This is a genomic window from Mannheimia kashgarensis (assembly GCF_041807705.1).
Taxonomy (GTDB): domain Bacteria; phylum Pseudomonadota; class Gammaproteobacteria; order Enterobacterales; family Pasteurellaceae; genus Mannheimia.
On record NZ_JBGTYY010000021.1, the window covers coordinates 1 to 26729 of the forward strand.

Sequence of the window (26729 nt, forward strand, 5' to 3'; positions counted from 1 at the left end):
GTCAAATCACCCTCAATGTTGGTGTCTTTTAAGTTTGAAGTGCCGTGGACTGTTTGATCACCCACCACAGTTTGTGAGCCACCCACCAAAGAGTTGCCTGCTGTGGATGAATTGCCCAGTGTGGTGCTGTCGCCAACAGTTAGGCTGCTGCCTAACGTGGTTTGGTCGCCAGTGGTGGTCAAATCACCCTCAATGTTGGTGTCTTTTAAGTTTGAAGTGCCGTTGACTGTTTGATCACCCACCACAGTTTGTGAGCCACCCACCAAAGAGTTGCCAGCTGTGGATAAATTGCCCAGCGTGGTGCTGTCGCCAACAGTTAGGCTGCTGCCTAACGTGGTGCTGTCGCCATCGACTGTTTGACTGCCTTTGACACGACTGTCACCGCCGATGGTTGATGAGCCAACCACAGCCAAGTCACCGCCCACACTTGAGTTGCCTGAAGTTAGGCTGTCACCTAAAGTGGTTGAATTACCAAAGGTGGTTTGGTCGCCAATGGTGGTCAAATCACCCTCAATGTTGGTGTCTTTTAAGTTTGAAGTGCCGTGGACTGTTTGATCACCCACCACAGTTTGTGAGCCACCCACCAAAGAGTCGCCTGCTGTGGATGAATTGCCCAGCGTGGTGCTGTCGCCAACAGTTAGGCTGCTGCCTAACGTGGTGGTGTCACCGCCGATGGTTGCATCGCCTGCAGTAGCAAGTGTGCCTGTGCTTAGACTGCCATCATCGCCTAAATTGACATTTTTCACCAATTCAACTGCAATGGTGCCATCATCTTCTGTGATGGTTTTGATGTTTTTAGCGGTAGTGGCGTCGCCTGTTGCACCGCCTTTAACCTTTAACACTTGATCTTTGGTGCGAGTGATTTCTCTACCATCGTCAGAAGTGTATTTCATCGCAAGGTTGGTTGCAGATTGTTCAATCGCTGTGTGAACTGCATCACCAGTAACGGCTTTTTTATCCCCTTGAGCAACAACACCAGATTCTACAAGCTCAACGCCTTTTTGGGCAGTGATAACCTCGCTTGCAGTCATGGTTTCAACAGTGGTGTTACCCTTCACATCCAAACCGCCGTTTGCAGTGGTTTTTCCTGTCACAGTCAAAGAATCTTGAAGATTAGTCGCACCAGTTGCCGTCAATGTGTCAGTAGTTGTGCCTCCTGTCACATCCAAGCCATTTTTAACAGTCGCACCGCCATTTAGATTTGATGCGCCTGTCACAGTTTGTGTGCCACCAATGGTTGCATCACCTGTTGTTCTAAGCGTATCTGTACTTGTCTCACCTGTCACATCAAGACCAGCGCCAGCAGTGACTGGACCGTTTGCTGTTAAAGCTTGAACAGTGGTTGCACCACCTGTTACAGTGAGACCACCTCTAAGCTCTGAAGCACCGTCCACGGTTTGTGTTCCATTGACAATTTGATTGCCTTTAACCGTTTGCGCTCCACCAATTGTGGCATCGCCTGTGGTGTTTAAGGTGTTTAAATTGGTTTCACCTGTTGCGGTCAATGTATCGGTTGTCGTTCCACCTGTGACAGCAAGACCTTGTTCAGCAGTCACCTTGCCTTGCAAGGTTGATTCACCTGTTACGGTTTGTGCGCCATTGATGGTAGATGTTCCATTAACAGTTTGTGCGCCTGTGATTGTGGTATCACCATTTAAATTGGTAGGGCCTGTCACATCAAGGCCATTTTGGGCGGTGACTTTGCCTGCTAGCGTTGATTTGCCTGTTACATTGATGGTATCAGTGGTTGTACCGCCTGTTACTCCCAAACCATTTTGAGCATTGACTTGACCTTGTAATGTAGAAGTACCAGTCACGGTTTGATCACCATTAATGGTAGATGTACCATTAACAGTTTGATTTCCACCAATGGTTGCATCACCTGTGGTTTCTAGTGTGTCGGTATTTAAGCCATTAGTAACTCTTGCACCGCCATTTAGATTTGATTCACCTGTCACAGTTTGTGAGCCAGTCACAATTTGATCACCGCCGATGGTTGCATCGCCTGCTGTTGTGAGCGTGCCTGTGCTTAGACTGCCATCTGTGCCCAAATCCACATTCTTCACCAATTCAACTGCAATGGTGCCATCATCTTCTGTGCTGGTTTTGATGTTTTTAGCGGTAGTAGCGTCGCCTGTTGCACCGCCTTTAACCTTTAATACTTGATCTTTGGTGCGAGAGACAATTACGCCATTGTCGCCTGTGTATTGCATCGCAAGGCTGTTTGCTGATTGTTCAATCGCTGTGTGAACTGCATCACCGCTGACGGCTTTATTGTCACCTTCTGTAACGGCGCCTGATCCTGTTTTTAGATCAACACCTTGGCTTGCGGTGATGGTTTCAGTTGCAGATAAAGTGCCTGTGATGATGGTATCACCATTTAAATTGGTAGGGCCTGTCACATCTAAGCCGTTACCAACTGTGGCTTTATCTGTCACATTGATTGTGTCAGTAGTTGTGCCTCCTGTTACAGCCAAGCCAGCCCCAGCCGTCACTTTTTCACTGGCGGTTAAACCTTCAACGCTTGTTGCTCCAGTCACCGTTAAACCATTTTTAACAGTCGCACCGCCATTTAGATTTGATGCACCGCTTGCTGTTAGCGTGTCGGTTGTTGTACCACCTGTTACAGTATGGCCGCCTGCTACGGTTTGACCACCTGTCACATCCTGACCGCCGTTTACCGTTTGCTTGCCTTCAATGGTTGAAGTACCTGTTACGGTCTGTGAGCCAGCTACAGTTTGTGTGCCTGTGATGGTGGTATCACCATTTAAATTGGTAGGGCCTGTGACAGCAAGGCCAGCGCCAGCAGTGACTTGACCGTTTGCTGTTAAAGCTTGAACAGTGGTTGCACCACCTGTGACAGTAAGACCACCTCTAATCTCTGAAGCACCGTCCACGGTTTGTGTTCCATTGACAATTTGATTGCCTTTAACCGTTTGCGCTCCACCAATTGTGGCATTGCCTGTGGTTTCTAGTGTGTCGGTATTTAGACTGCCTGTTTGAACCGAAGTCAGATCTGTTAGATTTTTACTTAATTTAACAACCACTGTGCCATCATTGGCTTGGGTTTCAATGTTGTCTTGGCCTTCAATTTTAAATTGAGGCGCGTTTTTATCAATTCGTCTGGTTTCGCCTGTATTGGCAGTGACAGTAAAGCCCTCCAATTTGCTTTCAGCAGTCGCTTGCGCTCTATCAGCAGTGGTTTGTGCATTATCAGCAGTGGTTTGAGCGCGTAAAGCATTCGCCACCGCTGTATTCGCCGTATTTTGTGCAGCATCCGCTTTTATATTGGCCTCATCAGCAGTGGTTTGAGCGCGTAAAGCATAATCCGCCGCCGTATCGGCTGTGGTTTGAGCTGCCTCAGCCTTTCTGTCAGCTTGCGCTGCATCAGCGATGCCTTGATTCGCTAAAAGCTGGACAGCATCCGCCTTTCTCACACCGTCATCAGCAACCCTTTGGGCGTTATCAGCAGCCGTCTTGGCATTGTCTGCAGCCAATCTTGCTCCAAGAGCAGTGGTTTGAGCACGTGCAGCATCTGTCACCGCCGTGTCAGCAATGGTTTGAGCGTGCGTCGCTTTTCTGTCAGCTGTCGCCGCATCTCTTTCAGCTTTTTCTGCTTTGGTTTGAGCGCGCGTCGCTTTTGCGTCAGCTGTCGCTGCATCTCTTTCAGCTTTTTCTGCTTTGGTTTGAGCGCGCGTCGCTTTTGTGTCAGCTGTCGCCGCATCTCTTTCAGCTTTTTCTGCTTTGGTTTTAACAGGGGCGATGGCATCAAAAACAGCATCACCTGTCACCGCTTTGTTATTACCATCTGTTACAGTTCCTGATCTTTGAAGCGTCACCTCTTGTGTTGCGGTTACCGCACCACTTAATGTTGTTCTACCAGTTGCCGTTAAAGCTGCTGTTTGAACATCCTGCAAGCCAGTCAAACTGTCATTTAACTTCACCTCAATTTCTCTGCCCTTGACGGCTGTGGTGATATTTTTTCCACCTTTAATCTTGGCAGTGTTTTGATTGGTTGGGCCGCCACCATCTCCTTTGCCGCTATCAACGGTCACAGAGCCCGCTCCATCAGCAGTCAAACTAAATGATGTGATTTTCGTTTCATTTAAAAACTTGATTGCCTCATCAACGGTTTTTTTTCTAGTTGTACCGATGTTATTGCTGGTAATCTCACCCGTGTTTTGGTTAAGTTTAGCACTGCCACCAATCAAATTTTTAACGCCAGTAATGGCTGTTCCGATCATCTGCTGTGTTTCAAATAATTGTGAACCATTCACCGCATCAGTGCTGTTTGCACTCACTTGTCCAGCTGCTACATTTTGTAGCTGTCTTTTTTGAGTATCTGAACCAACACTCACCACGCCATTGACTGTTGCGCCTGCATATCGATCAAAAGTTAATCCACCGGCAGTATTGCTCGATCTGCCCTGTGCATCTGTCGTGGTGGATCCTGCACCTAACGCCACAGAATTTGAAGTTGAAGCCGTTGAGCCTGCGCCCAGCGCCAAAGATCCTTCCGCTGCTGCCAGAACACGCGCTTTTGAACCCAAAGCCACACCTTTGTTGGCTGCTACATAAGAATTGTTTTGATCATCATAGCTTGCACCTGATTGAGACGAACCAATCACCACTGAATCTTTTGCGTTATTTTTGGTTTGTGCCGAGCTACCAATCACAATGTTTTGGTCTCCACTTGTGCCTGCAGCCACGCCAAGCACCACAGAACCTTTGCCTAGTGACGCAGATTGTCGCCCGATACTGATAGCGTTTTGACCTGTGGCATAAGCCGCTGCACCCAATGTAATGCCGTGATTGTCAGCCTGTGCGCCAGGACCGATAGCAATCGCACCAAGTCTGTTTGCGCTGGTTGCATCACCAATGGCAATCCCCGCTTCCTTCACAGTAGCAGAAGCACCGATAGAAACCGCAGAGCTCACCAAACTTTTACCGTTTGATAAAACAACTTTGCCATCGTTGTCAAGCGGATTGCTTGGGTTTTTATAATAAAAATGCGTGGTCAAAGTGCCGCTGGCATTAGCACCATCACCAATCACCACAGAGCCGCCTAAGTTGGATGTTGCTTTCGTGCCGCCCCTAGGACTGACGATTGTTGACTCGGCCGCCACAGCCGACATGCTCCAAACACAAGATGCCAATACAGACAAAGCAAATACTTTTGTTGGCATCAAAAAGCCAGATGCTGTACTGGCATTTGTTTTGCTTGAGGCGGTAGTGTGTGATTTTGCAAATTCTGCCACAGCCACAAAAGTGCCGGTTGCTTTGTTGAAAATCACCTTATAAATATGGTTCATACACGATTCCTAAAGTTTAACAATTAGAGTTTAATAATTTATATTGAAAAAACATAAAGTTTATAAAAAATCAACAAGAAAAAGCCCCTCCCTAAACAAGCAACCAATATGCAAAATTTAGAGAAGAAGCTTTGAAAGTCTTTTTTGGTAATTTTTCCAATATTACCATATGAGAACTTGATGTTTGTTTGTATTTGTTTTTCGCCATATTTTATTTATTTATTTATTTATTTATTTATTTATTTATCAATACTGCAATCACAAATACGCAGTTACAACAAACACTTTTTTCAAATAAATTCAAATAAATCAAAAACAAGATTTATCATAAAGGCTTGATTTTTAAAACCTATTGCTTGATCTTGTAATTTATTTAACAATTACAAAAAATAGACGCAACGATTTTAATAGTTATAATAAAGAAAAGCAACGATTGAGAATTTGTTTTGTTGTTGATTTGTTATTGATTTAATATGGTGACTATAGAGATAAAGGAGCTTATGTTGCCTCTGCTGTTAATGACGGTCCTTTCTTTGTTTTACTATTTTTAGGTGTATCAGGATTAGCAGGTATTCCTCTCTCATTAATGCTTGCCGCTGTTATTCCTCTGATTGTTGGTATGGTTATTGGTAATTTAGATCCTAAATGGACAGAGCTAATGAAACCAACAGGTGCAATCGTTATTCCTTTCTTTGCTTTTGCATTAAAACGTCAAGGTGGATTAGTACAAGAACCTGTAAAAGGAGAGAACCTATGAAAGAAACACTCTTAGTTATTGCAGATGATCTTACTGGTGCAAATGATACTGCCGTTATGTTTGCTGAAGCAGGATTTAATACTAGATTAAAAAAAAATTTCAGCATTAGCACAAATTCACTCTGATAAAGCTCAAGTAATTTCTGTTTCTACAGATTCAAGAGCTATTGGCGAAAAAGCAAAAGAACAAACTCAAATTGCAATTAACAATACGATCCAAAACCAACCGAAACCAGAGCAAGCTCTTAAATTAGGTAGAGCATTAATTGTTGTAACCTCAATTCACGAAACAAGTCAGCTGCAAGTTGATGAATATATTTCAACTTTAGGTGGAAAATCTATCGTATTTAATCCTTCTCCTTCGCAGCTAATTAACTACTCGCAGTCTGAACATTCACTCAAACTACAATTAAATGCTCTAATACGTTTTAGTAAAGATAATGTGATTATTCAGGCAAATCCAGCAAAAGTCGTAAATGCAAAATCTGCCAATATCACGGAAACTGCTAATAACAAAGAACCTAAAGCAGCAATGTTTTAGGTTCTTTAATTTTAGCTATCTTATTTTTAAAAAATTACTTATAGTAAAAGTAGCCAAAAATAAGAGAGTTTATATGTCTAAAAACCGTCTAGAACAAATTTTACTATTTCTAAAAAGCCACCATATTGCTACCGTAGAGCAACTGGTAAAAGTAACTGAGGCTTCTCCCGCAACTATTCGCCGTGATTTAATAAAATTAGATGAAGAAGGTGTGGTAATTCGCACACACGGAGGAGTCAATTTGAACCAATTTATCCCGTTCCAGCCAACGACAAATGAAAAGCAGCTTAAGCAAATTGTCGAAAAAGAACGCATAGCTGAATATGCCGTTTCACTCATTTCTCCGGGAAATTCTATTGTATTAGATGCCGGCACTACAACATTGTGCATCGCAAAAAAAATCGCTCATATGCCGCTTCGTGTGATTACAGCAGATCTACATATCGCTTTATTGCTCTCTGAATATAAGCAAATAGAATTAATTATTACGGGAGGAAGAGTAGATAACAGCAGCCAATCCTGCATTGGCAATCATAGCCTAAATTTATTAGAAAATATTAATCCTGATATTGCTTTTGTAAGTTGTAACTCTTGGAGCTTAGAAAAAGGTGTTACCGCACCAACAGAAGAGAAAGCTACTCTAAAAAGAATGCTTCAACAGAATGCAACACAAAAAATCTTAGTTGCCGATAGTAGCAAATATGGGAAATATTCCCTGTTTTGTGCAACTCAGCTAAATAACTTTACGCAAATTATCACAGATAAAGGGCTACCCAATGAATCTTGCCAAGCCCTATCAGGCAATGACTTTAAGCTATCATTAGTTTAATGATACAAGCGATTGTTTTTTCTTGATCTTTTACAAAACCACATATAAAAAAACCCAGCATTCACCGGGTTTTGAATCTTAAAGCAAAATTATTTGATTTTTGCTTCTTTGTAGATAACGTGTTTACGCACAACTGGATCAAATTTTTTGATTTCCATTTTTTCAGGCATATTACGTTTGTTTTTATCTGTTGTGTAGAAGTGACCAGTTTCTGCTGTAGAAACTAAACGGATTTTCTCACGAGCACCTTTAGCTGCCATTTTTTAGCTCCTTAGATTTTTTCGCCACGAGCACGGATTTCAGCTAATACTGCATCAATGCCTTTTTTATCAATAATACGCATACCTTTCGCTGTTAAACGTAAGGTTACGAAACGGTTTTCGCTCTCAACCCAGAAACGGTGAGTGTGAAGGTTTGGTAAGAAACGACGTTTTGTCGCATTCATTGCGTGTGAGCGGTTGTTACCAACTGCTGGACGCTTGCCGGTTACTTGGCAAACTCTTGACATTTGAATTTCTCCAATAATTTTAAGCTTAAAAATGGTTCGGGCGATCTCACAAAAGGCGTTGCTCAACCAACCCCTCCGATTTTGATTGCCTCGTCAGGCATTAACCCGACCACAGTCTATGTAATAAAGACTGCGGATTATACCGATTTCATTTGTTATATTCAAGTAGAATTTATATGCGTATTTTTTTACTATTTCAGGAGAAATGTTAAAGGTTAAATAAAGCAAGCGGTTATTTTCTATCAGAAATTTGCAAAAATGAATGTTCCTGCATTTCTAATTTCTCTTCCTCAAAGGAAAAGTAGTCCCCTTTGCCGACAATAATATGATCCACAAAGCGAATATCAACCAATTCGCACGCCATTTCGATCTTTTTAGTTAAACTTCTGTCCGACTCACTCGGCAGACAAGAACCTGAGGGGTGATTATGAGCCACAATAATCGCTGCGGCATTATATTTTAACGCTCTTTTAATAATTTCTCGGGGGTGAACAGCGGTTTGGTTAATCGTACCAAAGAACATTTTTTCTTTATAAATCAATCGGTTTTGGTTGTCCAAAAACAGCACCATAAAGACTTCTCGATCTTCTTCCTCTAGCTCGGTTTGGAAATACATAATCGCCATATAAGGGGCTTGAATCATCTCGCTAAATTCCATTTGTTGAGCCAAATAGCGTTTGGTCATCTCTTTAGAGGCTTGTAACTGAATGTATTTGGTTTTGCCTAAACCGTAAATTTTGCAAAAATCATCAATATTTGCATTCAGTAATTGGCGTAACGAGCCAAATGCCATCAATACACTCTCTGCCAATGCCAACACAGGCACAGCTTTCGTGCCCGTCCGTAAAAAAATTGCTAATAATTCGGCATCAGTTAATGAGGCTGCCCCCTGTGTTAATAATTTCTCTCGCGGCATTATTGTTGGCTCTTGAGAATCTTCATCAAAAAAATCGTTCATTTTTTCCTCCATCAATTTCGTTAAGCATAAAAGAGCCAACCTTTGCAGACAAAAGGATTTATTCAATTTTTCGAGCTAGATCGCAAAAATAGTGAAGTTGTGAGCAATTCCTTATTCCGCTAAAATATGCAAAATAAATCCACGCTTTAAGGATAGTAAAGATGTTACAAAACAAAAAAATTTTAGTCGGCATTTCCGGTGGGATCGCGGCCTACAAAACCATTGAATTTATCCGCCATTTGAAAAAGGCGAATGCGGAAGTTAGAGTGGTTTTAACCCCCGCCGCAGAGGCTTTTGTAACGCCTTTAACCTTACAAGCCATTTCAGGCAATGCCGTTTCTACTTCCCTACTCGACCCTCAAGCCGAGCTGGCAATGGGGCATATTGAGTTAGCGAAATGGGCGGATTTAGTGGTTATCGCCCCGGCAAGTGCTGATTTTATTGCTCGCTTGCGTGTGGGAATGGGGAACGATTTGCTCTCCACCCTCTGCCTTGCCACTGCAAGCCCTATTCTGCTTGCCCCTGCAATGAACCAACAAATGTATAAACAACTGGCGGTGCAAGAAAATATCACCACCCTCATTTTTCGTGGAATGCAATTTATCGGCCCGAACAGTGGTTTCCAAGCCTGTGGCGATGTGGGGGCAGGCAGAATGTCTGAGCCTGAAGAAATTTACCAAGCAGTATTGGCTCATTTCTGCAAAAACCAAGATTTACAAGGCTTGAATGTAACCATTACCGCAGGTCCAACCCGTGAAGCTATTGACCCTGTGCGTTATATTAGCAACCACAGCTCAGGCAAAATGGGCTACTCCATCGCCAAAGCCTTTGCCGAACGTGGGGCGAACGTTACGCTGATTAGCGGCCCGGTGAATTTACCTACGCCCGATAATGTGGAACGAATCAATGTGGAATCTGCGGTTGAGATGGAGCAACAAGCGGTCAAATTTGCCCAAAAATCTGCAATTTTTATCGGCTGTGCGGCAGTGGCGGATTATCGAATGGCGGAAATTTCCGACCAGAAAATCAAGAAAACCGATGACAGTAATGAACTCACGCTAAAATTGGTAAAAAACCCCGATATTATCGCTAACGTCGCTCATCTTACCCAAAATCGTCCGTTCGTGGTTGGTTTTGCCGCCGAAACGCAAAATGTGGCGGAATATGCGAAATCCAAACTTGAACGTAAAAAGCTCGATATGATTTGTGCCAACGATGTGTCAGGCGGGCAAGTATTCGGACAAGACCAAAATGCGTTGCACTTGTTCTGGAAAAACGGTGAGAAAACGCTCCCACTTGCGGATAAAGGGAAATTGGCGGAAAGTTTGGTGCAGGAAATTGTGGCTCGATTTCAGGCAACATAGGAATAAAAATGCAATTAAACTACGAATTAACCCCCAAAAGTTATATTAAAGGGTTACTGCAAGCTAATCTCATTTTTAGCAAATGGACTTTGAAGTCTCACCTTATTCGTGCTCTGCTCATATTTCCATTCATCTGTTTTATTCTTTGGTGGTGGATTACGTTTTTTGAACAGCAAAGCGTTATTTTAGAAATACTTGGAGATGATTATGGTGAAACTCTCGATGAGTTTCTCAATGATGTTAAGCAAACCAATCGTTGGTTAGTGATCTCTGCGGTAATTTTAGCGATTGTTGCTGGTGTTAAGCCGTATATTGAAATGGCATTGCATAGGATCAAAGCGTTCGAGCACTATTATGCCTTACTGATGAATAATCGTATTGAGCTACGTGAGAAAGAGCTGTTTCACCAAAGTGATATGGGTTCAAGCCTCAGCCTTTATGAAAAATTCTATGCCGTTGAACAGAGCAAAGATTTCGTATTAATCTTTTTTGATAGAGGTGCTGTCAGCCACGTTATTCCGAAAAGTGCCTTTGGGGGGCAGGCTCAGATTGATGAATTTTTGGCGATAATCCGCAGTAAAATGTCGCAAAAAAACACAAAAAATAACCGCTTGTAAGCGGTCAAAAACCACTAAAAATTTGCAAATTGAATAAAAGATGGAGCTTCAAATGGCGAAAAAGATTTTGATAATCTTAGGGGCTATTTTTGTCTTGGTAGCACTTGCTATGATAGTATTTTTTCACCTGCTTGGACAAAGTTTGGGGAAAGCCGATCCAACACCGAAATTTATCACAACTGAGCCGATGACAGCCAAATATCTGCCATTACCTGTGGAAACGACAATTTTCTACGATGGTAATAAAACAAGGGCAAAATATAAGCAGGAAAAGCCGTTAAAAGAGAGTACGATTACAAGTATCCATTTATCTGAACCCTTGATGTGGGGCGAAATGCCCGTAACAGACTTCTCGGATTACAATACGCATCTGCTTATCAGCCCAATTTGGGATGCGGAAATTAAACCAAACCACTGCTTTTTTGAGCTGTGGCGTGAATGTAATTATGATCTTGCCTTTCGTGTGAAAGATAACGCAAGTTGGCAGTTTAACCCTCAAAATTTTGAGGTTTCACCTGAATTTGGCTGTGGCTTTAATGAAAATTTTAAGGCTGGCTCGCCGAAAATGCAGGAAATGATCAAAGCCTGGCAACATTTGCAAAAAACAGCAGAAAAGTAACCGCTTGTATAAGGAATATCATCAATGAAAAAAATCATCAGCATTTCGCTACTTATGCTTTCATCAACCGGAATTGCGAATAGTTCGATTAAAGCACAAACAATGAAATTGGTGGATAATGAGGCGAAAAGGCTGGAGCTTTGCCGCCAGTTACCGAAATGTGAAGATTTAGTAAGGTTATACCAAGCAGCAAATGGCGACCTCTATTTGAGCGATGGCACGCCTCAATTAGCCTTTTTCCCGAAAAGTAATGGTTATAAACTGAAAAATCATTGGGATTTTTCCAATTATCAACATCGGGCAGGTAATTTTAATGAGCTGGAAGCAGAACCCTATTATAGCATTGCTCCGGCACTTTATCCTTTGGCAGAAGGGAAATGGGCGATTGCGTTAGAGAAAGTATGGTCTGAAATGTATTCGGGCGGTTCTCGTAGTGCCAGTTTTGCCGATTTCTTGCAAATCAATGAGGACAACAGTTACCAACTGGCATTACAATCTATTTACTTTTATGAAGGCGAGATGATTAGAGCCTGCTTTAGAGAAGAAGATGTGCAAAAATTACACCAATGCCACGACACCGCAGATACCATTTTAAAAATTCGCTATCAAGATATCGGCAAACCTTACTACCAATGGCATTTAACCTATACGCAAACAGAGCAGCATTCTACAGACAAAAAACCGCGTAAGCTCAAAGAGTGGACGAACACTGTAATGCCGTTTGATAAATGTAACGTGCAAGCATTATGCGATGATGAGGAAGATTAGAAAATTTGCTTTTATCGCAAGCGGTCAAAAATGAACAAAATTTTACAAAAGGACAGACAATGAAACAGATCGATTTAAAAATTTTAGATAGCCGTATCGGCAGTGAATTTCCACTACCAACTTATGCAACCGAAGGATCAGCAGGGTTGGATTTGAGAGCGTTAATCAACGAGCCACTTACCGTTAAAGCAGGCGAAGCGGTTTTGATCCCAACAGGGATTTCAATTTATATTGCCGATCCCAACTTAGCCGCAGTGATCTTACCTCGCTCAGGTTTAGGGCATAAAAACGGGATCGTATTAGGTAACTTAGTTGGATTGATCGACAGCGACTATCAAGGCCCGTTAATGGTTTCAGTTTGGAACAGAAGCCAAACCGATTTTACCGTGAATGTGGGCGACCGTATCGCTCAGCTTGTTTTCGTGCCAGTGGTTCAAGCAAGTTTTAATATTGTGCAAGATTTTGAGCAAACCGAACGTGGCGAAGGCGGTTTCGGGCATTCGGGTAAGCAATAGTAGTAGGATGAGCAATGACAGAACCTAAAATTAAAATGCCGAAAAAATCAGTGGTGGAACGCCGCCAGCAGGTGCTGGAGGTTTTAATCGGCTTATTAAATTCTGAAGATGGAATGCAGCGTGTAACCACCGAGCGTTTAGCTGCGGCGGTGGGGGTATCGGAAGGGGCGTTGTATCGCTATTTCCCAAGCAAAACCAAAATGTTTGAGGCGTTAATCGAGAAAATCGAGCAAACCCTCACCAGCTATATTCACGCCAATAAACGCCAAGACAGCAGTGCCAATTCGGTGCGAGCAATTTTATATGTGATTTTAGAATTTGCACGCAAAAACCCGGGCGTAACCCGTATTCTGACAGGCCACGCCTTGATGTTTGAAGATGATGTTTTGAAAGCTCGCGTGGCAAAATTCTTCGATAATTTAGAATTGCAATTTGCTAATATTTTACAGCTCAGCAAACTACGCGAACGCAAGAGTTTTGAAGATGAAAGAGCCTTAGCCGGTTATTTGGTGAATTTCTGTGAAGGGCAATTTTTACGCTTAGTTCGTTCAAATTTCAGCTATAACCAACATCAACATTTTGAAAAACAGTGGGCATTTATTAAGCCCTTATTCGATTAATTATGATTATACCTTGGCAAGACTTAGCAGAATCCACATTACATAATGTGCTGGATTCATTCATTTTACGAGAAGGCACGGACTATGGCGAAACAGAACTTTCTTTGGAAGAAAAAAGAGAACGTTTACTCGCCCAATTGAAAGCCGATAAAGTCGTTATCGTTTGGTCTGAATTTCACGAAAGCCTTGATATTAAAGACAAAAAATCTTTTTTAGGCTAATAGTTAATTTCGTGTTAAAATTTCGAAAATTTAACCTAGAATAAAGAGTTATAGGAAATACTATGCAAGATATGACACTTTCAACAGCTCCTCTGGAAAATGTAACTCCTCCGCCCTCTATTCACGACCCTGCGGTGGAGTGGTTTTTAACCCATTGTCATATCCATCGTTATCCTGCGAAATATACGTTAATCCACGCGGGAGAAGATGCCGAATCGCTTTTTTACATCGTGAACGGTTCGGTATCGGTTTACATCAAAGATGATGAAACCAGAGAGATGCTATTAACTAACTTGGGCACCGGCGAATTTGTGGGCGAATTAAGCCTTTTTGAGGAAAAAGTACAGCAACGCACCGCTTATGTTCGCACCAAAGGCCCTTGCGAGATTGCAGAAATTTCCTATAAAAAATTTAAACAACTGGTGCATTTAAACCCTGATATTTTGATGTATTTGTCGGCACAGATGGCTCGCCGTTTACGTCAAACTTCACGCCAAGTAGGCAATCTTGCCTTTTTAGATGTGGCAGGGCGAATTGCTCAAACCTTGCTAAACTTAGCCAAAATGCCTGATGCAATGACCCACCCACAAGGTATGCAGATCAAAATCACCCGTCAAGAAATTGGGCAAATGGTGGGCTGTTCCCGTGAAACCGTTGGTCGTATTATGAAAATGCTGGAAGACGAAGGTTTAATTTCCGCACACGGCAAAACCATTGTGGTGTTCGGCGCAAGGTAATTCCGAATGTAGGGGCAGGTCCTGTGCCTGCTCAAATCTTAATTGCAAAATTTTGTAAAAATATCACCGCTTGTTATTTCCACTTCTTAACTAACTAATTTGATGATGAAACACAGTTTAACCCCTTTTCATACTTTCCATTTGCCAGCAAAAGCAACGCAAATTATTGAATTTACCAGCGTTGAACAACTACTTACCGAATGGCAAAAAGCCTTTAATGCTCAAATGCCGATTTTGATTCTAGGGCAAGGCTCTAACGTCTTATTTTTAGAAAATTTTGACGGTGTAGTGTTAGTGAATAAACTGAAAGGGATTACACATCGTGAAGATGATCAATTCCACTATTTGCACGTTCAAGGTGGAGAAAACTGGCACGAGCTAGTGAAGTGGACATTAGCCCATAACATTGCAGGCATTGAAAATCTTGCGTTAATTCCCGGTGTCGCTGGTTCTGCTCCTATTCAAAACATCGGTGCTTATGGCGTAGAGTTTGAGCAAGTGTGTGATTTTGTCGAAGTGTTAAATTTACGCACAGGCGAACACTTTACGCTTTCAAAAGAAGAGTGCGGTTTTGGCTACCGTGAAAGTGTGTTCAAACATCAATATCGTGATGAATTTGCGATTATTTCTGTTGGCTTAAAATTTGCTAAAGCGTGGCAACCTGTGCTGACTTATGGCTCACTCACGCAACTTGACCCACAAACCGTTACGCCTCAACAAATTTTTGACGAGGTGTGCGAAGTTCGCTCCTCAAAATTGCCAAACCCCGATGAGTTTGGCAACGCAGGCAGTTTTTTCAAAAACCCGATTATTTCGGCAGAACAATTTGCGGAAATACAAGCCCAATTCCCAACCATTCCAAGTTATCTACAGCCTGATGGAACAATCAAATTAGCCGCAGGTTGGTTGATTGACCAAGCTGGTTTAAAAGGCTTACAAATTTGTGGTGCGGCAGTGCATACCCAGCAAGCTTTAGTCTTAATTAATAAAGAAAATGCTACAGGAAGAGACGTTGCTGAATTGGCAAAAACCGTTCGCCAACGTGTGCGTGAAAAATTTGGCGTAGAAATCCAGCCTGAAGTGCGTTTTATCGGCAAAAATGGTGAAGTAGATAGCGAGCAGATCACTCGCTAAGTGAGATAACAATGAAGCTCAACCAGAAGCAAATTCAAGAAGCCTTACTCTGCGGACAAGCCATTGTGTTTGATGAAATTGGCTCAACCAATGAATATTTACTCACACATCATCAAACCTTAGAAAATGGCTCAGTCTGCCTTGCGGAAAAACAGACTGCAGGGCGTGGCAGACGCGGGCGAACGTGGTATTCGCCAGAGAGTGAAAATCTCTATTTCTCGATTTTATGGCATTACCCAAATGAAGAAGCCGCCAATCTGCCTCCACTTAGTCTTGTGGTGGCGTTAATTATTGCTGAAAGTCTCTCGGCACAAAATGTGGAAGATATTCGAATCAAGTGGCCGAATGATATTTACTACAAAGGCAAAAAAATGGGCGGTATTTTGCTAGAAAGCCAAGCCACTCGTAATGGCTTGAATTTAGTGATTGGGATTGGCTTGAATTTAGGTATGACGAAAGTTGATGAGACCATTGTTACCCAAGCGTGGGCGGATTTATCGCAATACCATTTCGACCGCAACAAGCTAGTCTGCCATTTAGCATTTGAGTTGCAAAAAAATCTCAAAATTTACCCGCTTGTCGGTTTCTCTCACTATGCCGAACGCTGGCAAAAATTCGATATTTTCTATAATAAACCCGTGAAATTGGTTACAGAAAACAGTGAAATTCACGGTACTTCACTCGGCATTAACGAACAAGGCGAGTTAATTCTCCGACAAGGCGAAACCATTCAATATTTCGGCATTGGCGAAATGTCGTTAAGGGCGGATTAGCTTACCGTAGGGTCGCACTACGTGCGACCTCTCTCAATATATTTCGCAGCCAAATACCATCTTATTTACCCTATTGTTATATCATTTTGTTATATCAGCACACTTTTTGTTATTTACTCTTTATATAATAAAGGGTACTCTTCGCCAATTAACTCTAAGACTCATCGGAGAATATATGAAATTATCAACCTTAACCAAAGTCAGCGCAGGTGTGTTAGCAGCATTAGCGTTAGCAGCTTGTGATGATAAAAGCGAAAATAAAACAACAACTTCAGCCGCAAAACCAGCGGTAGAAAAAACCTTTGTAAACTGCGTAAGCCGTTCGCCAACAGGCTTTAGCCCAATTTTAATGATGGACGGTTTATCTTATAACGCAAGTTCACAGCAAATTTATAATCGCTTAGTAGAGTTCGTGCCGGGAACAACGGATATTGAACCTGCATTAGCTGAGAGCTGGGAAATCAGCGAAGATGGTTTAACTTATACCTTTAAATTACGTCAAGGCGTGAAATTCCACTCAAATAAAGATTTCACCCCAAGCCGTGAGTTCAATGCAGATGATGTGGTGTTCTCATTTAATCGTCAATTAGATAAAAACCACCCATATCACACGGTTTCAAACGGGACTTATCCATACTTCAACGCTATGAAGTTCCCAACCTTATTAAAATCGGTAGAAAAAGTAGATGATAGTACGGTGCGTATCACTTTAACTAAGCGTGATGCGTCATTCTTATCAAGTCTAGGTATGGATTTTACCTCAATCTATTCTGCTGAATATGCCGATAAAATGATGAAAGCAGGCACTCCAGAAGCGGTAGATACCACCCCAATCGGTACAGGCCCGTTTGTGTTTAGTGGCTATGTATTAGACCAAGCAAGCCGTTATGTGGCAAATAAAGAGTATTGGAAGGGCAAACCGGATATCGACCGTTTAATCTTTGAGATCGTGCCCGATGCAACCACCCGCTATGCGAAATTACAATCTGGTCAATGTGATTTAATGGACTTCCCGAATGCGACCGATATTGAGAAAATGAAAAATGATCCGAAGATCAACTTATTATCTCAACCGGGTTTAAATATTGCGTATGTGGCATTCAATACCGAGAAAGCACCATTTGATAATGTGAAAGTTCGCCAAGCATTAAACTTAGCGGTAGATAAAAAAGCGATTATTGATGTTGTGTATCAAGGTAATGGTTTCGCAGCGAAAAACCCGCTTCCGCCAACAATTTGGGGTTATAACGACAGCTTATCAGAGTCAGAATATAACATTGAGAAAGCGAAACAGCTATTAGCTGAAGCCGGCTTCCCAAATGGTTTTGAAACTGAATTATGGGTACAGCCTGTAGTACGCGCGTCTAACCCAAATCCACGCCGTATGTCTGAAATTATTCAAGCAGACTGGGCAAAAATCGGCGTGAAAGCGAATTTAGTTACCTATGAATGGGGCGATTATATCAAACGTACCAAAGCAGGCGAATTAACCGCAGGGACTTACGGTTGGTCTGGCGATAATGGCGACCCTGATAACTTCTTATCGCCATTATTCGGTACACAAAATGTAGGTAACAGTAACTATGCCCGCTTCACTAACCCTGAGTTAGATGCCTTATTAGAAAAAGCATTAGGCTCATCTGATAAAGCAGAACGTACAAAGCTATACGAACAGGCTCAAGTGATTTTAAGAGAGCAAGCTCCGTGGATTAACGTGGCTCACTCAATTAACTTTGCTCCAACCAGCAAACGTGTTGAAGGCTACAAACAAAGTCCATTCGGATATACTTACTTATATCCTGTGAAGATTGTGGAATAATATAAACAATGGGCGAACTAATTAGTTCGCCCATTTTGTATCTATCAATAATCCTTCACCTCAAACTCTCGTTGTAGCTTTTCAATGCTTTCAACTTGTTCAAAGTTATCAAACTTCGCTACATCTTCTGTATTGGTTTTTGTACCTATTGCTTGACTCACAAACACAAACGCTTGCTGATCGATTACTGCTTTTTGGTAAAACGCCACAATATCAGCTTTGGTTAAGCCTTTGGTTAGCTCAATAACCTGTTGCAAGCGGTCAAATTTTGCATTATTTCTGCTAAAGTCTGAGCCGAACTCAGCAAATTCTTCCGCTAAAGATTCAGGCTTATATCGCAATTTTTCCACCAAGCTATTGCGATATTTCACAAATTCCTCATCAGATAGATTCTGTAAACGCTCAAAGCTCTCTTTAAAGAAACGTTTGTTATGCTCTAAAATCCCTGCTGGTGTGGTATTCGGGCTTTGTACCATAAACTGAATGCCTGAGGTTTTGCCAATGGCTGTTTGGGTGGCATAAACCACATAGCCCAGTTGTTTGTCAGTACGCAAATCATCAAAATACCAACGAGAAACAATATCTCTCAGCAATCTTGCTCTTACTACACCCTCAAGTTCTGTATAGCCGTTCGGTAAGAATGCCATTAGCAAGGCATTGTCTTCATTCGGTACGTTTTTAATGAAATTGAGTTTACGTTGGCTTGTATTTACATCAATATACCGTCCAGTCGAATTTGCAAATTTTTTGTTTTTTATAACCGCTTGCACTTGCTTAGCAATTTCAGAGACCTGCTCATTCGATAAATTACCCACTGAAAGCAACTTAAAGCCTGTAGAGTCATTCAAAATGCGATCACGCAATTTTTGCACATCAGCAAGGCTGATTTGGTCGATCATCTCACGCTGTTTGACTATCTCAAAATAAGGGTAACTCGCAAAATACACTAATGCTGTATTCGCTTGATTGAGACTATTTTCTTTCTCACTACGATCTAAGGCTTGGTGCAAACGCTGTTTAGCTTGAGCTAATACCTCTTCATTAAGCTTAAAAGTGCTGAACTGTTTGATACTGTCTAAAATCAATTTGCTGAGGTTTTGGGTATAACCCTCCGCACTTGCAATCAAACCGTTAGCTGCTGGGGCTAAACTTAAATTCATTCCTGCGATGGAAGATTGGAAATCGAGCTTGGTTTGTGCCAAATTGTTCATATAACCTAAAATGGCGGCAGCAGTCGCAGTTTTTAAATCGTCCTGTCTTGGGCGAATGTTAAATGCCATACTGATTTTTGCTTTCGGATCGGTCGCAAAATTCACGCTCGGCATTGCATAAATCAGTTCGCCTTGCTTTTCAGCTAATAATTTTGGCTTAGTTAGCCCTTTCTCCACCACATTTAATGAAAAATCTGTGGTGAAATAAGGGTTGAGCTCTGGTAAATTAAGTTGTGGATTTTGGCTGAAATCAAGCCATTTTTGTTTTTGCTGTTCTGTGATTTTTGCCACAGAATAGTCCGCCTCAAAATGTGGCGTTTTCTTATCCGTTATCGCATTATCACTCACTAATATAATACGAGCATTGTCGATATTCATCTGTGCTAATTTTGCTTTAATTGCATCATTATCCATCGTTTCCGCCACATAAGGTTGGTCGATAACGTGTTCTAATGGAAAATAAAGCATTTGGTCGGTAATGAACTCAACAAAGCCCATACTTTTTTCAACTTGTAAGTGTTGGAAATCTTGTTTCAGGCTCTCTTTTACTTCATTGAAATAACTCTCTTGAATGCCCTCTTGCTTAATTTTTTCAATTTGTTGGAACACGAGGGAAATTACTTTATCTTGTTCAGCCAAGCCTTTATCGGTTAGCTCAATATAAATATCAAACGAGCTACGATCACGCCCGATGTTAGCTATACTTACCGCTTCAACACCGCCATCAGATAAACCTTGCTTGATTAAATAATCTGATAAAGTACCATCGGTATTATTGTTTAGCACATAAGCGATATACTCACCTGTTTTGTGCTTAAAGTGCATTTCATCGTTCGGGAAATCAAACCCAATAGCGAGCATTTTGGTCGATTTCACCGGCTTGTATTGAATGAAAACAGATTTATCTTCTGCTCGGTAACGTGGCTCAGCCGTTTGTGGTACGCTGAGGTTTTTATTTTCCATTTTGCCTAAAGTATTTACTGCCAACTTCACCATCTGCTCAATCGACTGATTTGAATAAAGCACTACTTTAAATAAATTCGCTGAATAATGTTCTTTATAAAACTTCTCTAACTCAGTTTGTAACTTACTGTCTGGCTTATCTGATAAGGTTTCTTTATTCCCCACCGCAAATTTGGTAGCAGGGTGAGCTGGATTTGAGGTAGCTAAATTCACGCTGTGTAATAAATGTCCATCATGCGATTTTGCTCGCACCATCTCGGCATTCACTGCATTTACCTCTTTCTTCGCATTCTTTTCAAGTAAAAGCGGGAAAGCGAGCGTATCTGCCAAACGAGCAACCGCCTCACTAAAGGCTTCATTATTCACTTGAAGATAGTAAGCCGTGCGATGCGAAGCGGTAGAGGCATTATTCATTCCGCCATTTTTAGTTAAAAAGCCGTCTAAGCTGTTCGTTTCAGGATAGTTTTTTGAGCCCATCAAAATCATATGTTCAAGATAGTGAGCCAACCCTTGCTGAGAAACAGGATCGTCCGCCGAGCCAATCGGAATAATGGCAGACATCAAGGATTTATTCGCTTGGCTATCTGAAATCAGCAGTACCTCCATACCATTATCCAGTTTGATGCCTTGATAAATCGCCTTATCATTCGGGCTTTTATTAATGCTCTGTTTAATTAACTCAAAGCCTTTTTGGCTCTGCTGCTGAGTTTGACTAGCGGTCGTTTTTTCCGAATTTTTTGCAACTTCTGCGAAAGCAGGATAAGCCATTACATTGAGAGCAAAAGCTACCGTAACTAATTTGGTTAGCATAGATAATTCCATATATCTCCTTTTGAAATTAAATAGGTTGTGGTTAATTGACAGTAAAATGAGGGGAAAATTCTATTTGTGATGTGTAAAATAGGGCGAAAAATATTTCACCCCTATAAGTTTTGCTTAACTATTCGCTGTTATTTTCTCATTCATCACGCCAAACCAATTTACCGTATGTTGGTAAATTTCTTCCGAATTGAGTGTGCTTGTTTGCGAAAGAATACGGTTGATGTAACTACCCTCTCTATCTTCGGCAAGGTTAGAAAGCGCCTGTTCGCTGTTTTCACTGCCTTTTTTGAGATAATCGTCAATGCCTTGATAAACCACAAGTTGTGCTTGCGATAAGCCTGCTAAGTAGTCCTTCACATAAATCGTTAATTGAGATAGAGCCTCTTCGGGTAACATTTTTTCAAAACTCAATAAGCCTGTTTGCTCAGCCTCACGGTAATAGAATTTCACGTTTTTTTGCGGGAAATAAGCACAGAGGAATAAATGGTAAATCCAAACTGCTATCTTATCTTTATCTCGCAGACCACCCACTCGCCATAGCACTATTTCTTCATTGAATACATTCTCTAAATTACCATTTAGGTTGATCGTTATTTCATCAATAGCAAGATTTTGGTTAAGCGTTAAAATCGTGCTGTCTTTTGTTAAATACTCCGCTAGAGTTGCTCGCATATCACTGATTTTGCTGATTAAATCTTGCTTGGTTGTGGTAGCAAAATTAGAGGCTGGTAAGTTGCCTTTAAGCTGTTCTTTCTCAAAAAACTGTTCTTGTTGTTCAGGTGAAACTGTTAATAATTCGTTTAAGATGGCGTAGTTATCCAACCCCGATATCGCAAAAATTTCACTTTCATCAATGGTGTCATCATAGGTGTTGAAAGATATGCCTAGCACACTAACGAAGAAAAATTTAATCGGATTTTGTACAAAACGAATAAGATTTCCGATCTCAATCTCCTCAACCGTTTCTGTATTTAATGGCTCACTTAAGAAATCCTGCGTAGAAGAAGTCGGGATAATAATCCACTCTGCGTTGTAAGCATAATCTCTCGGGTGCGTAAAATTCTTCTTACTAAATACGGTAAGCGGTTGTTTTCTTACTAAAATTTTCTCAGCCTCTATTCCAAGCTGTTCTTTAAATTCAGGTTCTAAATAGTCGTTAATCGTATCTAAAAGCTGAGAAACTAAAATAGAAGGTAACATCTCTTTGCCGTCTTTTTGCGACTGCCCGATGTAGCTGATGTAAAACACATTTTGTGCCGAAAGTAAGGCTTCCAAAAAGAGATAGCGGTCATCATCACGCTTCGCTCGGTCGCCTTTTTGTGGAGCATACTGCATTAAATCAAAGCTGTTGATCTGCTGCTGGCGTGGGAAATCTGCCTCGTTCATTCCCAGTAAACAAACCACTTTAAACGGTATCGCCCGCATTGGTAACAGTGTGGCGAAATTTACTCGTCCAACCAAGAAGTTAAGCTGTTGCGAATGTTGATTGAGCTGCTGGTTAAACATCAGCTCGACAATATCAATATGCAGATTTTCAGCAAAATGAGTGGTAGAAATCAGCGCTAAAATTTCATCGTTTACTGTATTGAGTAACAAAATAGAGGCCGCATTTTCCGCATTTTCTTGGTATAAATCAGCAATCAGCGTTTTTACTGCCAAGTGCCATTGTTCTAAGGATTGTGGCGATTGAATCAGTTTTACCCATTCCAATAAAGTCGAAATAAACGAGGCAAGCCGTCCGACCAATTCAGCATTTAAGCCGTAGCTGTCGCCAAATGCCAACGTGTTTTCCCAAATGCCGTGAGCTTCTTTTAGGCTTGAACCAAGCAGTAACCGATTTAAACCGTTTTCCCACGAATTATAATTCTGCCAATGAGGTTGCTGAATCTCAATGCCTGAACGCACTCCTGCATTTTTCGCCCAAATGCGTAGCGTATGTATATCTTCTGCACTAAAAGCGAAGCGAGTTTGAATTGCCCCAACTTCCAATAAATCAAACAGATCTTCGGCGTTAAATTGGCTCTCTTTCATCGCAAGCAGTTGTAAAAAACTGTGGATAATCGGATCAATTTTGGTAAACGCCTGATCCGATAAGGAAAACGGAATATAGCGAGGATCTCGACTGCCTTTATTGCGAGAAAACACCGCATCAATATAAGGGGCGTATTTATTGATATCTGGCGACATCACAATGATGTCTTTCGGCAGTAAGGTTTTGTCTTTCTCAAATAAATTCAACAGTTGGTTATGCAGCACTTCCACTTCACGCATTGGGCTGTGGCAAGCGTGAATTTGAATGGAGTGATCGTCAGTTAAATCCTCAATAGTGGCATTATTTGCAGAATTAAAAATCTGCTTTTTGAGCTTGTTAAGATTGTTGTTTTCTTCAGGTTCAGCGAACACATCAATAGTATGCGGCTCAAATTCCATTAGCTGTGCTAAGAAATCACGCCCTTGTTTGCCCCAAAGATTGAGCAGTTTATTGCTCTGCTCTGCTAATAAATTTTCCAGATCCTCTGGCGAAATTTTGCGTGTTAAAGCGAGCTCTTGCCATACCTTATCTTCCACACTATCGCCCCAATATTTTTCGCTTGGGTTAAAGAAAAAGATGTGAATATCACAATGCTCACTCAACTTTTTAAATACCGCTAACTGCAACGGCGAGAAGGCAGAAATCCCAAAAATAAAGATACGCTTTGGTAATTTTGCTTTTTCCGCTTCGGTGAGATTATCCAGCTTTTCAAAATAATTTTGCTGCAAATAAGCACGGTGCGAGGTGGTAAATACGCGATCATCTGCCCCTGCTTGCAGATCTTGAACAATTTGCTGCCATAGGTGGCTTTGCCATTTGATATCGGCTGCAATCAAATTTGGATCAACATTCTTTGCCTTAATTGCAATTTTTAGCTCATTTTCGACCGCTTGTAAGTTGCCTTCTTCCCAATGTACTAGCCAATGCGGGCGATAAACCAAGTATTGATCGAACAATTCAGCAATTTTGGTAGAAAGTTGATAAAGTTTAAGTTGATACTGCTCTTCGCTCGGCTGATTTGCTAAATAACGTTGAAGCGGTTCAAATTCCGCTTGAGTCAGGCAATTTGGGAGTAAACGCATCAGGCGCCAAGTCATTGAGCTACGGTCAAAAATATTCTCTTTTGGCAATTCGGGAAACAGCACACGATACTGTTGCCATAAAAACGTGGTGGGGTAGAGAAAATGGCAGTTGCCCATAATGCCGTTTAGTTCGGCAATCTGCATTTGCAGCCACTGTGCCATTCCCTGACTTTGGATAAGGATGGTTTCTGGCGCAAACGGATCTTCAAGCGGATTAACTTGCTGAACTTTCACCAGCATTTCAGCCAGTGATGAAATTTGGTTAGATTGGTAAAGTGTAAACATAATAACGCCTCGCTAATGAATTATTGTCCAATAAAGCGAGGGGGGATTCAATCCTTATTCAGCTCAATTTTCCCAAGTGGAAAACGAATGCTGAGCTTATTTTCTGAGCATTGAATTTCATAACGAATGTTATTTTGCTCTATCTGCTTTTCACAAGCTAATCCTGCCAACTGTAACGCAATTTGGTTTTCTAATATTACTGCTGCCTGTTGCTGTTGGAAGTGAGTATTCACCCGTCTATTCTGCTCAGATTGCCAATAACTAAAACTCAATACAACAATCGCAAACAAAGCCACAGCTACTAACAGCGAAATCGTGCTTTCTGCTTTATATTTATTCATCTACCGCTCCGATAATATTTTCAGAATGAGTCAAATATTTCCAATAGGAATATTTTTCTTCCAGTTTTGCGATAACCTCTCTTTTAAAGGTTAAATTGCGTTCTTCTCGTGCATTATTAAAGGAGGAATACAATATGCCATACATTTTTTTCCCTGTAATATCAAATAGATAATCGGTAATAACAATGCCGTAAAAATCTTTCGGCAAGCTTTCATTAATATCATTTTTAGCTATCACGATTTTAGGGTTATCTTCACGACTTAGGGGCAGTTCTGATAAGTTTTGGATAGTATAAATTTCGTTCTTAGGCACATTAGTGAAATCAAGATGATCGGATATTCGAGTAAAAGGAATATATTTTTCCCTTGTTGGTCTTCCTTGTTTAAATACACTATTAAACTGACATTCAAATTGATATTGTAAAAACATCAATTTATTCGATGAAAAATCTACTTGAGTAACATTTTCCTTCTTTACCTGTTGGCAAAGTATATTTTTATCTTCTTTATATAAAGAAAGTAGATGATATTTATCATTAAGATATTTCTCGCTATAAAAATGAATTATATTCTGCTGAGCAATCCATTTCTCTTTTGTTAGAAATAATGTAGCTAGAATAGAGGAAATTAATATTAATGAAATTAATAATGCACTAGCATTTTTACCTATCTTCACTGTCACCTCGAATGATTTAATAGGGAAATATAACTTTTTGTGGAATAAGTAATATTATTCTCGTTTACTGACTCTAATTCTATTTCTACTTTAATTAACTTATCTTGTTGCTCCCAACTAAAATCAAGTTTATTTACCTTCACACTATTTATTTCAGTAAATTTACTCCAAGAGCCACTACAATTTTCTAATACTTTTGAGCAGTTTTCTTTTGTACAAATGTCTAAATTCTGTGAAAAAACATAAATCTCATTATTTTCTAGTTTAAAGGCAAATATCTCTTTCAACACATCACGGGTATTATTAATTTCGCCCAACTTACAAGCGGTCGTTTTTGTTCTACGTTTTCCCAAACAACCATCTTGGTTTAAATCATAAAAACTTATTACACAATTTTTCTTCGGTATATTCATACTTTTCCCAGCAAACTGAAATAAATCAAAGTTACTGCCTGCTCGCTTACTTCCTTGATAGCCACTATGTTGCAAGTGCTGCTGTAAGTAGTTTATTAGCTGGTGAGCGTCTGCTTGTAGAGCCAATAACGCTCGTTGTTTAGTTTGAGAGCGATAAAAATCGGTATAGCTAGAAGCGAAAACAAATAAAACAAAAGCACCGAATGCGGTAGTAATTAAAATTTCAATCAAACTGAATGCTGATAAGTTAATCTTTACAGGTACTACGTTTATTTTTGGCTGCCACATAAACTCGTCCTAATTGTTCAAATTGTAGAATATCATTCTCATTATTTAAGCTAATATTAATACATTTAGATTCTAACTGACCGCTCACCCCATCAATATTAATAAAGGATTTTGGATATAAACTCTTATTTCTCAATATAATATTTTGATTATTTGATCTATAAAGATGATGCTCTTCATTAGAAGCACAGCTGTTTTTTATTAAGCAATCGCAAATTACTTGTTTAGAACTGTTTCGTGGTTTAATTACTGCTACCATACACCATTGATTATTCCGCTGAGAAATCGTTAATGTGTAATTTCGTTTGCTATAACGAGCCTTAGTTTGGATTTGATAAATAAAAGATTGGATATTTTCAATTTCGCTATTTAAAGCAATTCTATCTTGAAAAGTAAAAATAACAGGCGAGATAAAATAAATAACAATCACCATAATTGCCATAGCGGTTAGCATTTCAATTAATGTTATTGCTTTATACATAAAAATACCCTCTTTAACAGAAGGTATCTTATAATTTAAGAAGG

Annotated in this window: 23 protein-coding genes and 1 pseudogene; 14 read left to right on the forward strand and 10 right to left on the reverse strand. The window is 40.7% G+C overall.

Translation table 11 applies throughout. The annotated features are described in order from the left end of the window. A partial coding sequence (locus ACERCF_RS08760; RefSeq protein WP_373625343.1) for an ESPR-type extended signal peptide-containing protein occupies positions 1 to 5312 on the reverse strand: 5312 nt, incomplete at its 3' end. 472 nt (positions 5313 to 5784) lie between these two features. Here ACERCF_RS08760 and ACERCF_RS08765 point away from each other — a divergent pair. From ACERCF_RS08765 to ACERCF_RS08775, 3 genes and pseudogenes are all read left to right on the forward strand, one after another. Next, a pseudogene (locus ACERCF_RS08765) lies at positions 5785 to 6018 on the forward strand (2-keto-3-deoxygluconate permease); the annotation flags it as partial. Positions 6019 to 6065: 47 nt separating this feature from the next. Beyond that, positions 6066 to 6194 carry a four-carbon acid sugar kinase family protein gene (locus ACERCF_RS08770; RefSeq protein ID WP_373625344.1) on the forward strand — a complete coding sequence of 43 codons (129 nt, stop codon included), beginning with the start codon at positions 6066 to 6068 and terminating at the stop codon, positions 6192 to 6194. 488 nt (positions 6195 to 6682) lie between these two features. Continuing rightward, a complete protein-coding gene (locus ACERCF_RS08775; RefSeq protein WP_373625345.1) occupies positions 6683 to 7438 on the forward strand; it encodes a DeoR/GlpR family DNA-binding transcription regulator in 756 nt (251 codons plus the stop codon). A gap of 89 nt (positions 7439 to 7527) precedes the next feature. Here the strand turns inward: ACERCF_RS08775 and rpmG are convergent, their stop codons facing one another. The 3 genes from rpmG to radC all read right to left on the reverse strand — a co-directional run bounded on the left by rpmG (position 7528) and on the right by radC (position 8904). Continuing rightward, a complete protein-coding gene (gene rpmG / locus ACERCF_RS08780; protein ID WP_005613503.1) occupies positions 7528 to 7698 on the reverse strand; it encodes a 50S ribosomal protein L33 in 171 nt (56 codons plus the stop codon). A gap of 11 nt (positions 7699 to 7709) precedes the next feature. Beyond that, complete coding sequence (rpmB, locus tag ACERCF_RS08785) at positions 7710 to 7946, reverse strand: 50S ribosomal protein L28 (protein WP_006251446.1); 237 nt, start codon at positions 7944 to 7946, stop codon at positions 7710 to 7712. Between the two features lie 232 nt (positions 7947 to 8178). Beyond that, entirely contained in the window at positions 8179 to 8904 is a 726-nt protein-coding gene (radC, locus tag ACERCF_RS08790) for a RadC family protein (protein ID WP_373611536.1), read from the reverse strand. A gap of 161 nt (positions 8905 to 9065) precedes the next feature. On the opposite strand from radC, the gene coaBC reads away from it, so the two are divergent. The 11 genes from coaBC to ACERCF_RS08845 all read left to right on the forward strand — a co-directional run bounded on the left by coaBC (position 9066) and on the right by ACERCF_RS08845 (position 18091). Beyond that, positions 9066 to 10268: a bifunctional phosphopantothenoylcysteine decarboxylase/phosphopantothenate--cysteine ligase CoaBC gene (coaBC, locus tag ACERCF_RS08795; RefSeq protein ID WP_373625346.1), complete on the forward strand. Its 1203-nt coding sequence runs from the start codon at positions 9066 to 9068 to the stop codon at positions 10266 to 10268. An 8-nt stretch (positions 10269 to 10276) separates the two neighbouring features. Continuing rightward, positions 10277 to 10885, forward strand: coding sequence for a YcxB family protein (locus ACERCF_RS08800; protein ID WP_373625347.1), 609 nt, complete (start codon positions 10277 to 10279; stop codon positions 10883 to 10885). Positions 10886 to 10937: 52 nt separating this feature from the next. Then, positions 10938 to 11504: a hypothetical protein gene (locus ACERCF_RS08805; protein WP_373611539.1), complete on the forward strand. Its 567-nt coding sequence runs from the start codon at positions 10938 to 10940 to the stop codon at positions 11502 to 11504. 24 nt (positions 11505 to 11528) lie between these two features. Beyond that, positions 11529 to 12272, forward strand: a complete 744-nt coding sequence (locus ACERCF_RS08810) for a hypothetical protein (RefSeq protein ID WP_373611540.1) — start codon at positions 11529 to 11531, stop codon at positions 12270 to 12272. Between the two features lie 59 nt (positions 12273 to 12331). Continuing rightward, positions 12332 to 12787 (forward strand): dUTP diphosphatase, encoded by a 456-nt coding sequence (gene dut / locus ACERCF_RS08815; RefSeq protein ID WP_373611541.1) that lies wholly within the window; start codon positions 12332 to 12334, stop codon positions 12785 to 12787. Positions 12788 to 12801: 14 nt separating this feature from the next. Further along, the gene (gene slmA, locus ACERCF_RS08820; protein ID WP_373625348.1) at positions 12802 to 13407 is read left to right on the forward strand and encodes a nucleoid occlusion factor SlmA; all 606 of its coding nucleotides are present in this window, start codon (positions 12802 to 12804) and stop codon (positions 13405 to 13407) included. Between the two features lie 2 nt (positions 13408 to 13409). Next, positions 13410 to 13628, forward strand: coding sequence for a YheU family protein (locus ACERCF_RS08825; RefSeq protein ID WP_373625349.1), 219 nt, complete (start codon positions 13410 to 13412; stop codon positions 13626 to 13628). A 62-nt stretch (positions 13629 to 13690) separates the two neighbouring features. Further along, positions 13691 to 14365: a cAMP-activated global transcriptional regulator CRP gene (gene crp, locus ACERCF_RS08830; protein WP_373611544.1), complete on the forward strand. Its 675-nt coding sequence runs from the start codon at positions 13691 to 13693 to the stop codon at positions 14363 to 14365. A 105-nt stretch (positions 14366 to 14470) separates the two neighbouring features. After that, positions 14471 to 15499, forward strand: coding sequence for a UDP-N-acetylmuramate dehydrogenase (murB, locus tag ACERCF_RS08835; RefSeq protein WP_373612036.1), 1029 nt, complete (start codon positions 14471 to 14473; stop codon positions 15497 to 15499). A gap of 11 nt (positions 15500 to 15510) precedes the next feature. Next, the gene (locus tag ACERCF_RS08840; protein WP_373625350.1) at positions 15511 to 16272 is read left to right on the forward strand and encodes a biotin--[acetyl-CoA-carboxylase] ligase; all 762 of its coding nucleotides are present in this window, start codon (positions 15511 to 15513) and stop codon (positions 16270 to 16272) included. Between the two features lie 175 nt (positions 16273 to 16447). Further along, positions 16448 to 18091 carry an ABC transporter substrate-binding protein gene (locus ACERCF_RS08845; RefSeq protein ID WP_373612033.1) on the forward strand — a complete coding sequence of 548 codons (1644 nt, stop codon included), beginning with the start codon at positions 16448 to 16450 and terminating at the stop codon, positions 18089 to 18091. Positions 18092 to 18135: 44 nt separating this feature from the next. Here the strand turns inward: ACERCF_RS08845 and ptrA are convergent, their stop codons facing one another. From ptrA to ACERCF_RS08875, 6 genes are all read right to left on the reverse strand, one after another. Beyond that, positions 18136 to 21087, reverse strand: coding sequence for a pitrilysin (gene ptrA / locus ACERCF_RS08850; protein ID WP_373625351.1), 2952 nt, complete (start codon positions 21085 to 21087; stop codon positions 18136 to 18138). Positions 21088 to 21201: 114 nt separating this feature from the next. After that, positions 21202 to 24486 carry an exodeoxyribonuclease V subunit gamma gene (gene recC, locus ACERCF_RS08855; RefSeq protein ID WP_373625352.1) on the reverse strand — a complete coding sequence of 1095 codons (3285 nt, stop codon included), beginning with the start codon at positions 24484 to 24486 and terminating at the stop codon, positions 21202 to 21204. A gap of 47 nt (positions 24487 to 24533) precedes the next feature. Further along, entirely contained in the window at positions 24534 to 24827 is a 294-nt protein-coding gene (locus tag ACERCF_RS08860; protein WP_373612030.1) for a DUF5374 domain-containing protein, read from the reverse strand. Further along, complete coding sequence (locus tag ACERCF_RS08865) at positions 24820 to 25503, reverse strand: DUF2572 family protein (RefSeq protein WP_373612029.1); 684 nt, start codon at positions 25501 to 25503, stop codon at positions 24820 to 24822. The genes ACERCF_RS08860 and ACERCF_RS08865 overlap by 8 nt, the downstream gene beginning before the upstream one ends. 2 nt (positions 25504 to 25505) lie before the next feature. Continuing rightward, on the reverse strand, positions 25506 to 26204 hold the full coding sequence (locus ACERCF_RS08870; RefSeq protein ID WP_373625353.1) for a hypothetical protein: 699 nt from the start codon (positions 26202 to 26204) through the stop codon (positions 25506 to 25508). Next, a complete protein-coding gene (locus ACERCF_RS08875) occupies positions 26164 to 26685 on the reverse strand; it encodes a pilus assembly FimT family protein (RefSeq protein WP_373625354.1) in 522 nt (173 codons plus the stop codon). The genes ACERCF_RS08870 and ACERCF_RS08875 overlap by 41 nt, the downstream gene beginning before the upstream one ends. Positions 26686 to 26729 lie beyond the last annotated feature (44 nt).